General features: G+C 70.7%; 10 protein-coding genes. 8 read left to right on the forward strand and 2 right to left on the reverse strand.

The features are described 5' to 3' along the window. The first annotated feature begins 63 nt into the window (after positions 1 to 63). The 6 genes from ruvB (at position 64) to ABZY44_RS29120 (ending at position 7993) form a co-directional block, all read left to right on the forward strand. Positions 64 to 1125, forward strand: coding sequence for a Holliday junction branch migration DNA helicase RuvB (ruvB, locus tag ABZY44_RS29095; protein WP_356658919.1), 1062 nt, complete (start codon positions 64 to 66; stop codon positions 1123 to 1125). A 166-nt stretch (positions 1126 to 1291) separates the two neighbouring features. Then, a complete protein-coding gene (gene yajC, locus ABZY44_RS29100) occupies positions 1292 to 1759 on the forward strand; it encodes a preprotein translocase subunit YajC (RefSeq protein WP_356658921.1) in 468 nt (155 codons plus the stop codon). A gap of 153 nt (positions 1760 to 1912) precedes the next feature. Continuing rightward, on the forward strand, positions 1913 to 3700 hold the full coding sequence (gene secD / locus ABZY44_RS29105) for a protein translocase subunit SecD (RefSeq protein WP_356658923.1): 1788 nt from the start codon (positions 1913 to 1915) through the stop codon (positions 3698 to 3700). 3 nt (positions 3701 to 3703) lie between these two features. Continuing rightward, a complete protein-coding gene (gene secF / locus ABZY44_RS29110; RefSeq protein ID WP_356658925.1) occupies positions 3704 to 4759 on the forward strand; it encodes a protein translocase subunit SecF in 1056 nt (351 codons plus the stop codon). Next, on the forward strand, positions 4756 to 5310 hold the full coding sequence (locus tag ABZY44_RS29115; protein ID WP_356658927.1) for an adenine phosphoribosyltransferase: 555 nt from the start codon (positions 4756 to 4758) through the stop codon (positions 5308 to 5310). Before secF ends, ABZY44_RS29115 begins: the two co-directional genes overlap by 4 nt. Positions 5311 to 5548: 238 nt before the next feature. Then, positions 5549 to 7993 carry a bifunctional (p)ppGpp synthetase/guanosine-3',5'-bis(diphosphate) 3'-pyrophosphohydrolase gene (locus ABZY44_RS29120; RefSeq protein ID WP_356658929.1) on the forward strand — a complete coding sequence of 815 codons (2445 nt, stop codon included), beginning with the start codon at positions 5549 to 5551 and terminating at the stop codon, positions 7991 to 7993. A 96-nt stretch (positions 7994 to 8089) separates the two neighbouring features. Here ABZY44_RS29120 and ABZY44_RS29125 read toward each other — a convergent pair whose 3' ends face one another. After that, positions 8090 to 9319, reverse strand: coding sequence for a DUF349 domain-containing protein (locus ABZY44_RS29125; protein WP_356658931.1), 1230 nt, complete (start codon positions 9317 to 9319; stop codon positions 8090 to 8092). A 191-nt stretch (positions 9320 to 9510) separates the two neighbouring features. Continuing rightward, positions 9511 to 10293: a peptidylprolyl isomerase gene (locus tag ABZY44_RS29130; RefSeq protein WP_356658933.1), complete on the reverse strand. Its 783-nt coding sequence runs from the start codon at positions 10291 to 10293 to the stop codon at positions 9511 to 9513. Positions 10294 to 10459: 166 nt separating this feature from the next. Here ABZY44_RS29130 and ABZY44_RS29135 point away from each other — a divergent pair, with 166 nt between their 5' ends. Continuing rightward, positions 10460 to 11170: an MBL fold metallo-hydrolase gene (locus ABZY44_RS29135; RefSeq protein ID WP_356658935.1), complete on the forward strand. Its 711-nt coding sequence runs from the start codon at positions 10460 to 10462 to the stop codon at positions 11168 to 11170. 10 nt (positions 11171 to 11180) lie between these two features. Further along, a complete protein-coding gene (hisS, locus tag ABZY44_RS29140) occupies positions 11181 to 12440 on the forward strand; it encodes a histidine--tRNA ligase (RefSeq protein ID WP_356658937.1) in 1260 nt (419 codons plus the stop codon). Positions 12441 to 12571 lie beyond the last annotated feature (131 nt).

A 12571-nucleotide genomic window follows, 5' to 3' on the forward strand; every position in this document is an offset into this window, starting at 1 on the left:
CCCGCACCCCGGCAGTCGGCCCGCACGCACACCACCGCACGATCGAGAAGGCAGACTGACACCGTGAACTGGGATGACGAGAGCGACGACCGGATCGTCGCGGCCGCCGCGGACGGCGAGGACACCGCCGTCGAGGCGGCCCTGCGGCCCAAGGACCTCGGTGAGTTCGTCGGCCAGGAGAAGGTCCGCCAGCAGCTGGATCTCGTCCTGAAGGCGGCCCGCCAGCGTGGCGCCACCGCCGATCACGTCCTGCTGTCGGGCGCCCCGGGACTGGGGAAGACCACCCTGTCCATGATCATCGCAGCCGAGATGGGGGCTCCCATCCGGATCACCTCCGGCCCCGCCATCCAGCACGCCGGCGACCTCGCGGCCATCCTCTCCTCCCTCCAGGAGGGCGAGGTGCTCTTCCTCGACGAGATCCACCGCATGTCCCGGCCCGCCGAGGAGATGCTGTACATGGCCATGGAGGACTTCCGGGTCGACGTGATCGTCGGCAAGGGCCCTGGGGCGACCGCCATCCCGCTGGAGCTGCCCCCGTTCACTCTGGTGGGGGCCACCACCCGGGCCGGACTGCTGCCGCCCCCGCTGCGCGACCGCTTCGGTTTCACCGGCCACATGGAGTTCTACGCCCCCGAGGAGCTGGAGCGGGTCATCCACCGCTCCGCCCGCCTCCTCGACGTGGAGATCGACACGGCCGGCGCCGCCGAGATCGCCGGCCGCTCCCGCGGCACCCCGCGCATCGCCAACCGGCTGCTGCGCCGCGTCCGGGACTATGCGCAGGTCAGGGCCGACGGTGTGATCAACCGCGAAGTCGCCGGAACCGCCCTGAAGGTCTACGAGGTGGACGAGCGCGGCCTCGACCGGCTGGACCGGGCCGTCCTGGAGGCGCTGCTCAAGCTCTTCGGCGGGGGACCCGTGGGACTGTCGACCCTCGCGGTCGCCGTCGGCGAGGAGCGGGAGACCGTGGAAGAGGTGGCCGAGCCGTTCCTCGTGCGGGAAGGACTTCTCGCCAGGACCCCCCGGGGGCGGGTGGCGACCCCGGCCGCATGGGCTCACCTGGGGCTTGTTCCCCCGCAGCACGGCGGGAGCGGATCAAGCGGACAACAGGGCCTGTTCGGGACCTGACGGCGCGGACGTTCGCCTCGCCAGGAACTGCGGTGACATGCTGGGCGTTGTTCCATCGGTGCGGAACCGCCTAGACTCCGCCGATGCCGACCCTTACGGTCGGCGTACCCACCCCCCGTAGAAAAGGCCGTGCGCTCGCGCGGTCGATGCGAAGGACCTGCGTCCCGTGAATATCTCATTCCTCCTCCCCATCGTCCTGGCCGTCGGCGCCATGTTCCTGCTCACCCGCAGCCAGAAGAAGAGGCAGCAGCAGGCCGTGCAGATGCGTGACCAGATGGCGACGGGCTCCGGGGTCCGCACCATCGGCGGCATGTACGCCACGGTCAAGGAGATCGGCGAGGACACCGTCACCCTCGAGGTGGCCCCCGGCGTCCACGCCGTCTACGCCAAGAACGCCATCGGCGCGGTCCTGGACGACGCGGAGTACAACCGCATCGTCCACGGAACGACCGATGATCTGACCATCGACACGCCGGTCGTCCCGGACGACGCGTCCTCCCTGACCGAGGACGACGCCCCCAAGCTCGACCTCGGCAAGAAGGACGAGCCCAAGGCCGACGAGCCCGCGGCGGACGAGCCCAAGGGCGACGAGCCCAAGGACGGCAAGGCCGACGGCGACACCGGCGCCAAGTAGTACCGCGCCGGGGATCGAGAGGGGCGCCGGACCGGCAGCCCACGCGGTCCCCGCCAGCGACCCTTCTGCGGGGGGCAGGGGTCCCCACACACATTTCGTGGCCGTCCACGCGCTGACCCGGCGCGAGACGGTTGGACAGGGAGATACGACAAGGTGGCAGCACCGAAGAAGGGCCGGCGGCCCACGGGGGCTCAGGGGAGGCCGGGGCGCGCCCTGGCCTTCATCCTGATCGCGATGGTGGCGCTCACCGCGGGGATGTTCCTCACTGGTCAGACGACTCCGCGACTCGGCATCGACCTCGCCGGCGGTACGAGCATCACGCTCAAGGCCAAGAGCGAGCCCGGCAAGCCGGACGCGATCAACGAGACCAACATGAACACGGCGGTCGGCATCATCGAACGCCGCGTCAACGGTCTCGGCGTCTCGGAGGCCGAGGTCCAGACGCAGGGCAAAGACCACATCATCGTGAACATCCCCAAGGGGACGAACGAGCAGCAGGCGCGCGAGCAGGTCGGTACCACCGCCCAGCTCTTCTTCCGCCCCGTGCTCGCGATGGCTGACGGCGCCCCGGTCACCCCCGAAGCCAACGCGAGCGGCTCGCCGAGCCCCTCGGCGAGCGGTTCCGGATCTCCGTCCGCCGGTGCGCCCACCCCGTCGTCCAGCGCCACTTCCCAGGGCCGTGCGCTCAGCGAGGCCCTCAAGGCCCCGAGCGCCCCCTCTCCCTCGCCCTCGGCGAGCGAGTCGAAGAAGGCAGACGACAAGGCCGCCCCGTCCGCGTCGCCGTCCGCGCCGACCGCCGACCAGGCCGCCGCGGCCGACCTGCAGGCGAAGTTCGCCGCGCTGGACTGCAGCAACGAGGCACAGCGTGCCGCCGTCAGCAAGAACGTCAAGCCCGAGGACCCGACGCTCGCCTGTGGCAAGCGCGGCGAGGCCTGGGGCAAGTGGGTGCTCGGCCCGGCTCAGGTCAACGGCCAGGACGTGAAGGACGCCAAGGGCGTCATCGACCCGCAGCGCGGCATGTGGATCGTCACGATGCAGTTCACCGACAAGGGCGCCGACAAGTTCGCCAAGATCACCGGTGAGCTCGCCGCCAAGCAGAGCCCGCAGAACCAGTTCGCGATCGTCCTCGACGGCGAGGTCATCTCCGACCCGTCCGTCAGCCAGGCGCTGACCGGCGGCAACGCCGAGATCTCCGGCGGCTTCACCCAGCAGTCCGCGATGGACCTGGGCAACATGCTCTCGTACGGCGCCCTGCCGCTGTCCTTCCAGGAGGACAGCGTCACCACCGTCACCGCCGCGCTCGGTGGCGAGCAGCTGAAGGCCGGCCTCATCGCCGGCGCCATCGGCCTCGCCCTCGTCGTGATCTACCTGCTGGCGTACTACCGGGGCCTGGCGTTCGTCGCCATCATCAGCCTCATCGTCTCCGGCATCCTGACGTACACGATCATGGCGCTGCTCGGAAAGGGCATCGGCTTCGCGCTGAACCTGCCCGCCGTCTGCGGTGCGATCGTCGCGATCGGCATCACCGCGGACTCGTTCATCGTGTACTTCGAACGCATCCGGGACGAGATCCGCGAGGGCCGCACCCTGCGTCCGGCCGTCGAGCGCGCCTGGCCGCGCGCCCGGCGCACCATCCTGGTGTCCGACTTCGTGTCGTTCCTGGCCGCCGCGGTGCTGTTCATCGTCACCGTCGGCAAGGTGCAGGGCTTCGCCTTCACCCTGGGTCTGACGACCCTGCTCGACGTGGTCGTGGTGTTCCTCTTCACCAAGCCCGTCATGACGCTGCTGGCCCGTACGCGCTTCTTCGCCAGCGGTCACCCGTGGTCCGGACTGGACCCGAAGCGGCTGGGCGCCAAGCCGCCGCTGCGACGCTCGCGTCGCACCGGTTCCGGCGCGGCCGCCGCGACCACCGAAGCCCCCGTCGACGCAAAGGAGGCGTGAGAGATGTCGAAGCTCGGAGATCTCGGCGCCAAGCTGTACCGAGGTGAGGTCGGCTACGACTTCGTCGGCAAGCGCTTCGTCTGGTACGGCGTTTCCATCCTGATCACCATCACCGCGGTCGTGGCCCTGGCCGTTCAGGGCCTCAACATGGGCATCGAGTTCAAGGGCGGTGCCGTCTTCACCACCCCGAAGACGTCCGTCTCGGAGAGCCAGGCCCGCGAGGACGCGGAGAAGGCCTCCGGCCACGACGCGATCGTCCAGAAGCTCGGCACCGGCGGCCTGCGCATCCAGATCTCGGAGCTGGACACCGCCGCCGCCGCCGACGTGAAGGCCAAGCTCGCGGCCGACCTCAAGGTCGACGCCGCCCAGATCAACGCCGACCTGGTCGGCCCCAGCTGGGGCGAGCAGATCGCCAACAAGGCGTGGACCGGCCTCGGCGTCTTCATGGTCCTCGTGGTGATCTACCTGGCCATCGCCTTCGAGTGGCGGATGGCGATCGCGGCCCTGATCGCGCTGATCCACGACCTCACCATCACGGTCGGCGTGTACGCGCTGGTCGGATTCGAGGTCACGCCGGGCACGGTCATCGGTCTGCTGACCATCCTCGGTTACTCCCTCTACGACACCGTCGTCGTCTTCGACGGTCTCAAGGAGGGTTCGAAGGACATCACCAAGCAGACCCGCTGGACGTTCAGCGAGGTGGCCAACCGCAGCATCAACGGCACCCTGGTCCGCTCGATCAACACCACCGTCGTCGCGCTGCTCCCCGTCGGGGCGCTGCTCTTCATCGGCGGCGGCATCCTGGACGCCGGCATGCTGAACGACATCTCGCTGTCGCTGTTCGTCGGCCTCGCCGCCGGTGCGTACTCGTCGATCTTCATCGCGACCCCGCTGGTCGTGGACCTGAAGGAGCGCGAGCCGGCGATGAAGGCGCTGAAGAAGCGGGTGCTCGCGAAGCGGGCGGCCGCGGCGTCCAAGGGCGAGTCGCCCGAGGACGGCTACGGCGACGACGACGCCCCGCAGGTCGTGGCGCAGGGACGCTCGGGACGCCGCCGGTGACCGTGGAGCTGCCCACCGAGGTACGGGACCTGCTGCTCGGCCGGATCACGGACGTGGCGGACTACCCGCAGCCGGGAGTGATGTTCAAGGACATCACTCCGCTGCTGGCCGACCCGAAGGCGTTCGGCGCCCTGACGGACGCGCTGGTGGAACTGGCCGCGACGTACGGGGCGACGAAGATCGTCGGACTGGAAGCGCGGGGGTTCATCCTCGCGGCTCCGGTGGCCGTGCAGGCGGGCATCGGCTTCGTGCCGGTGCGCAAGGCCGGAAAGCTGCCGGGAGCGACGCTCCTGCAGTCCTACGACCTGGAATACGGGTCCGCGCAGATCGAGATCCACGCGGAGGCACTGGAGTCCGGTGACCGCGTGATGGTCATCGACGACGTGCTCGCCACCGGCGGTACCGCCGGGGCCTCGCTGGAGCTGATCCGGCGGGCGGGCGCGGAGGTCGCCGGGGTCGCGGTGCTGATGGAACTGTCGTTCCTGCCCGGCCGCGACCGGCTGGCCGGTCCCCTCGCGGGGGCTCCGCTGGACGCGCTGATCGTGGTCTGACCCCGTTCGTGCGAAGCGGCGGGCATCCGGGACGTCCCGGGTGCCCGCCGCTTCCGTGTACGCCGCCACCGCCGGGGCCGGCCCCGCACCCTGCACCCCGTACCCCGTACCCCGGACGCAGGCGGAGGGCTCGAGGGAACGGGGTGGGGGAACCATCGCTACCATGGGTTGTCCGGACCTGACCGGGGCACCGGATCCTCCCCCAGACTCCGTCCGGGGGACCCCCCGAGGAGCGCTCTTGCCAGACGAGGTCCAGCCAATCTCCGCCGCGCAGCCCGACCCGCAGGCCGAGCCGGCCGCCGCGGGCCCCGCCACGCCACCGCCGGCTCCCACGCCGCCGGCGGCCCCCGCGCCGCCGGTCAAGCCCGTGCCCGCGAAGTCGGCCGGGTCCTCCAACCGGGTACGCGCACGGCTGGCCCGCCTCGGCGTCCAGAAGTCCAACCCGTACAACCCGGTCCTGGAACCCCTCCTGCGCATAGTCCGCAGCAACGACCCGAAGATCGAGACGTCGACGCTGCGCCAGATCGAGCAGGCCTACCAGGTCGCCGAGCGCTGGCACCGCGGCCAGAAGCGCAAGAGCGGCGACCCGTACATCACCCACCCGCTCGCGGTGACGACCATCCTGGCCGAGCTCGGCATGGACCCGGCCACCCTGATGGCGGGGCTGCTCCACGACACCGTCGAGGACACCGAGTACGGGCTGGAGGACCTGCGGCGCGACTTCGGCGACGCGGTCGCCCTGCTCGTCGACGGCGTCACCAAACTCGACCGGGTCAAGTTCGGCGAGGCGGCCCAGGCCGAGACCGTCCGCAAGATGGTCGTGGCCATGGCCAAGGACCCCCGGGTCCTGGTCATCAAGCTCGCCGACCGCCTGCACAACATGCGCACCATGCGCTACCTCAAGCGGGAGAAGCAGGAGAAGAAGGCCCGCGAGACCCTCGAGATCTATGCCCCGCTGGCGCACCGGCTGGGCATGAACACCATCAAGTGGGAGCTCGAGGACCTCGCCTTCGCGATCCTCTACCCCAAGATGTACGACGAGATCGTGCGGCTGGTCGCCGAAAGGGCGCCCAAGCGCGACGAGTACCTCACCGTCGTCACCGACGAGGTGCAGGCCGACCTGCGGGCCGCACGCATCAAGGCCACCGTCACCGGGCGGCCCAAGCACTACTACAGCGTCTACCAGAAGATGATCGTCCGGGGCCGCGACTTCGCCGAGATCTACGACCTGGTCGGCATCCGGGTGCTGGTGGACACCGTCCGGGACTGCTACGCCGCCCTCGGCACCGTGCACGCGCGATGGAACCCGGTCCCCGGCCGGTTCAAGGACTACATCGCGATGCCCAAGTTCAACATGTACCAGTCGCTCCACACGACGGTCATCGGGCCCAGCGGCAAGCCGGTCGAGCTCCAGATCCGCACCTTCGACATGCACCGCCGCGCGGAGTACGGCATCGCCGCGCACTGGAAGTACAAGCAGCAGACCGTCGCCGGCGCCTCCAAGGTCCGCACCGACGTCCCGCAGGCCGCCAAGGGCAGCGCGGGCCACGACACAGTCAACGACATGGCCTGGCTGCGCCAGCTGCTGGACTGGCAGAAGGAGACCGAGGACCCGAGCGAGTTCCTCGACTCCCTGCGCTTCGACCTCTCGCGCAACGAGGTCTTCGTCTTCACGCCCAAGGGCGACGTCATAGCGCTGCCGGCCGGGGCCACCCCCGTCGACTTCGCGTACGCCGTCCACACCGAGGTCGGCCACCGCACGATAGGAGCGCGGGTCAACGGGCGGCTCGTACCGCTCGAATCGACCCTCGACAACGGCGACCTGGTCGAGGTCTTCACCTCCAAGGCCGAGGGCGCCGGTCCCTCCCGCGACTGGCTGGGCTTCGTCAAGTCGCCCCGGGCCCGCAACAAGATCCGCGCCTGGTTCTCCAAGGAGCGGCGCGAGGAGGCGATCGAGCACGGCAAGGACGCCATCGCGCGGGCCATGCGCAAGCAGAACCTGCCGATCCAGCGCATCCTGACCGGCGACTCCCTCGTCACCCTCGCGCACGAGATGCGCTACCCCGACATCTCCTCGCTCTACGCGGCGATCGGCGAGGGCCACGTGGCCGCGCAGGGCGTCGTGCAGAAGCTGGTGCAGGCGCTCGGCGGCGAGGACGCCGCCAACGAGGACCTCGAGGAGACCATCCCGCCGGCGCGCGGGCGCAAGCGGCGCGGCAACGCCGACCCCGGCGTGGTCGTCAAGGGCGTCGACGACGTGTGGGTCAAGCTGGCCCGCTGCTGCACCCCGGTGCCGGGCGACCCGATCATCGGCTTCGTCACGCGGGGCAGCGGCGTGTCGGTCCACCGCGCCGACTGCGTCAACGTGGACTCCCTCTCCCAGCAGCCCGAGCGGATACTGGAGGTCGAGTGGGCCCCCACCCAGTCCTCCGTCTTCCTCGTCGCCATACAGGTCGAGGCGCTGGACCGGTCCCGGCTCCTGTCGGACGTCACCCGCGTCCTGTCGGACCAGCACGTCAACATCCTCTCGGCGGCCGTCCAGACCTCCCGCGACCGGGTGGCCACCTCCCGGTTCACCTTCGAGATGGGCGACCCGAAGCACCTGGGCCACGTCCTGAAGGCCGTACGGGGCGTCGAGGGCGTCTACGACGTCTACCGCGTCACCTCGGCCCGCCGGCCGTAACCGCCGCCCGCGGGGCGGCCCCGCGACGCACGAGGGCCCCCGGTACGAGACAGATCTCGTACCGGGGGCCCTCGTGCAGAGGCGGGCGGCCCGCGATCAGCCGCCGAACTCCTCGAGGCCCTTCAGCGCCTGGTCCAGCAGGGCCTGACGGCCCTCCAGCTCCCGGGACAGCTTGTCGGCCTTCGCGTTGTTGCCCGACGCGCGGGCCGCGTCGATCTGACCGCGCAGCTTGTCGACCGCCGCCTGCAGCTGACCCGTCAGACCGGCCGCACGGGCCCGCGCCTCCGGGTTGGTGCGGCGCCACTCGCCTTCCTCGGTCTCCTGGATGGCCCGCTCCACGGCGTGCATCCGGCCCTCCACCTTGGGACGCGCGTCCCGGGGTACGTGGCCGATGGCCTCCCAGCGCTCGTTCAGCGAACGGAACGCCGCACGGGCCGTCTTCAGGTCGGTGATCGGGACGAGCTTCTCGGCCTCGTCGGCAAGCTCCTCCTTCAGCTTCAGGTTCTCCACCTGCTCGGCGTCGCGCTCCGCGAAGACCTCGCTGCGCGCCGCGAAGAACACGTCCTGCGCACCGCGGAAACGGTTCCACAGGTCGTCCTCGGACTCGCGCTGGGCGCGGCCCGCGGCCTTCCAGTTCTCCATCAGCTCGCGGTAGCGGGCCGCCGTCGGACCCCAGTCGGTCGACTTCGACAGCGCCTCCGCCTCCGCGACCAGCTTCTCCTTCACCTTGCGGGCGTCCTCGCGCTGCGCGTCGAGCGAGGCGAAGTGCGCCTTGCGGCGCTTGGAGAAGGCGGAGCGGGCGTGCGAGAAGCGGTGCCACAGCTCGTCGTCCGACTTGCGGTCCAGGCGGGGCAGACCCTTCCAGATGTCCACCAGCGCCCGCAGCCGCTCGCCGGCGCTGCGCCACTGGTCGCTCTGCGCCAGCTGCTCGGCCTCGACGACCAGCGCGTCCTTGGCCGCACGGGCCTCGTCCGTCTGCTTGGCCTTCTGGACCTTGCGCTCCTCGCGCCTCGAGTCCACCGTCGAGACCAGCTTGTCCAGCCGGACGCGCAACGCGTCGAGGTCGCCGACGGCGTGGTGCTCGTCCACCTGCGTGCGCAGGTGCCCGATGGCCGTCTGGGCGTCCTTGGAGGACAGATCGGTGGTCCGCACCCGTCGTTCGAGGAGGCCGATCTCGACCACCAGGCCCTCGTACTTGCGCTCGAAGTAGGCCAGGGCCTCCTCCGGGGTGCCCGCCTGCCACGAGCCGACGACCTTCTCGCCGTCGGCGGTTCGCACGTACACGGTGCCGGTCTCGTCCACTCGGCCCCACGGGTCGCTGCTCACAGCGCCTCCTCCACCTGATGCCCTGCGAGGGGTTCACCCCCTGGGCATCGTCCACAGTTTCCTGGGGCGGGCCGCGCCCGCCCTGCACAACGCCAACATAGGCGACCGCCGGGCCGGCTGTCCGCATCCAGCACGACGGAATATCGACGTGCGGGGCGGGACGCCGGCCGGGCCCGGGGTGCCTGATCCGGTCAGTTCTTGGTGACGGTGCCCTTCTCGATGGTCACCGGCGTCTTCGGCGGGCCGTCCTGGCCGCCGTCGGCCGTACCGCCCTTGGCCACTTCCTCGAGGACCTTCAGACCGGCCGCGTCGATCTTGCCGAAGGGGGTGTACGTCGGGGCGAGCGGGCTGTCCTTGTAGACCAGGAAGAACTGGCTGCCGCCCGAGCCGGGCTGGCCCGTGTTCGCCATCGCCACCGTGCCGGCCGGGTAGACGACCTGCCCCTGCTCGTTCGCCTTGCCCAGCGCGTCGAGGTTCTCGTCGGGGATGTTGTAGCCGGGGCCGCCCGAGCCGGTGCCCTGGGGGTCACCGCACTGCAGGACGAAGATCCCGCCCGTCACCAGGCGGTGGCACTTGGTGTTGTCGAAGTAGTTCTTGTCGGCGAGCGACTTGAACGAGTTGACCGTCTGCGGGGTCTTCGCCGCGTCCATCTCGAACGTGATGCCGCCCGCGCTCGTCTTCAGGGCGAAGGTGTACTTCGCCTTGTCATCGATCGCCATCGCGGGGGAGGGGGACTGCTGCGGCGTGGGCGCGGCCGAGGGGTTCGCGGCCGGGTCGGCCGCCTCGTCCTTCTTGTCCTTGTCGAAGACGCCGCCGACCACCAGGCCGACCAGCGTCGCGACCACCACGGCCACGGCCGCGCCGATCACGGCCGCGCGCCTGCGCGACCTCTGCCGTGCCTCCGCACGCCGCTTCTGCTGGCGTTCGTACTTCTCCCTGGCGAGCTGGCGCCGCCGCTGATCGCTCGTGACCACCGGGTCGTCTCCTTGTGCGTGTCTGATACCACTGTCCGGGCTGGGATAGGCCGTACCGTATATGGGTTCGCTGTGTAATGAGCCGCGCCGGTAGGCTCTGAGCAGCGGCATTCCGATTCGCGGCGGCCGTGCAAGCTCCCGCTGGACGACGATGTGAGGGACGATCGTGCTGATTGCCGGGTTCCCGGCCGGGGCCTGGGGGACCAACTGCTACGTGGTCGCCCCCGCCGCCGGCGAGGAGTGCGTCATCATCGACCCGGGCCACCAGGCCACCCGGGGTGTCGAGGAGACGCTGAAGAAGCATCGGCTCAAGCCCGTCGCGGTCGTCCTCACCCACGGCCACATCGATCATGTGGCCTCGGTGGTCCCGGTGTGCGGAGCACACGACGTGCCCGCCTGGATCCACCCCGAGGACCGCTTCATGATGAGCGACCCGGAGAAGGCCCTCGGCCGCTCCCTCGGCGCGCAGCTCATGGGCGAACTCACGGTGGGCGAGCCCTCGGACGTCAAGGAGCTGCTCGACGGCACGAAGCTCGCCCTCGCGGGCATGGAGCTCACCGTGTCGCACGCGCCCGGCCATACCAGGGGGTCGGTGACCTTCGGGATGCCCGAGGCGGCGGACGTACCGCCGCTCCTGTTCTCGGGCGACCTGCTCTTCGCCGGCTCCATCGGCCGTACCGACTTCCCCGGCGGCAGCCACGCCGAGATGCTCGAGTCGCTGGCCCGTGTGTGCCTGCCGCTCGACGACTCGACCGTGGTGCTGCCCGGTCACAACGAGCACACGACCATTGGCCGTGAGCGCGCCACCAACCCGTACCTGCGGCAGGTGGCCGCCGGCCTGGGAGACGGCTTCACGTCTCCACGACGAGGAATGTGACGAGAGTTTCGTGAGTACTTTTCAGGCCCCCAAGGGCACGTACGACCTGCTGCCGCCCCGCTCCGCCACCTACCTGGCGGTGCGCGAGGCGATCGCCGCGCCCCTGAAGAACTCCGGCTACGGGTACGTCGAGACCCCCGGCTTCGAGGACGTCAAGCTGTTCTCGCGCGGTGTCGGCGAGTCCACCGACATCGTCAGCAAGGAGATGTACACCCTCACGACCAAGGGCGGCGACGAGCTCGCCCTGCGTCCCGAGGGCACCGCGTCCGTGCTGCGCGCGGCGCTCCAGGGCAACCTGCACAAGCTGGGCGGCCTGCCCGTCAAGCTCTGGTACTCCGGCTCCTACTACCGCTACGAGCGGGCGCAGAAGGGCCGCTACCGCCACTTCTCCCAGGTCGGCGCCGAAGCCATCGGAGCCGAGGACCCGGCGCTGGACGCCGAGCTGATCATCCTGGCCGACCAGGCGTACCGCTCGCTGGGCCTGCGCGACTTCCGGATCCTGCTGAACTCCCTGGGCGACAAGGAGTGCCGCCCGGTGTACCGGGAGGCCCTCCAGGCGTTCCTGGGCGGCCTCGACCTGGACGAGGAGACGGTGCGCCGGGCCGAGATCAACCCGCTGCGCGTCCTCGACGACAAGCGGCCCGACGTACAGAAGCAGCTCGTCGGCGCCCCGGTCCTGCGGGACTACCTGTGCGACGCGTGCAAGGCGTACCACGAGGAGGTGCGGGCGCTGGTGACGGCGGCCGGGGTCGTCTTCGAGGACGACGAGAAGCTGGTGCGCGGGCTGGACTACTACACGCGCACCACCTTCGAGTTCGTGCACGACGGTCTGGGCTCGCAGTCGGCGGTCGGCGGCGGCGGCCGCTACGACGGCCTCTCCGAGATGATCGGCGGGCCGGCGCTGCCTTCGGTGGGCTGGGCGCTGGGCGTGGACCGTACGGTGCTGGCGCTCGAGGCCGAGGGCATCGAGCTGGAGATCCCCCCGGCGACCTCCGTCTTCGCGGTGGCCCTGGGCGGGGCGAAGCCGGCGCTGTTCGGCCTGGTGACCGAGCTCCGGCGGGCCGGTGTGGCCGCGGACATCAGCTACGGCGGCAAGGGCCTCAAGGGTGCGATGAAGGACGCGAACCGCAGCGGTGCGCGCTTCGCGGTGGTCGCGGGCGACCGTGACCTCGAAGAGGGCGTCGTCCAGCTGAAGGACATGGAGTCGGGGGAGCAGACCCCGGTGGCCCTGGCCGACGTGGTGGCCACCGTCCGGGCCCGCCTGGCCTGATTCCGGGGTGCGCACGAACGGCCGCGGACCGGGGCGTTCCCGGTCCGCGGCCGTGGGGGGGGGGGGCGGCCCGGGCCCGCCCGGCCGGCCCCCGCCCCCCCCCCCCCGCCCCCCCGGGGGGCCCCCGCCCG

It is taken from the genome of Streptomyces sp. NPDC006544 (assembly GCF_040611715.1).
Classification (GTDB): Bacteria; Actinomycetota; Actinomycetes; order Streptomycetales; family Streptomycetaceae; genus Streptomyces.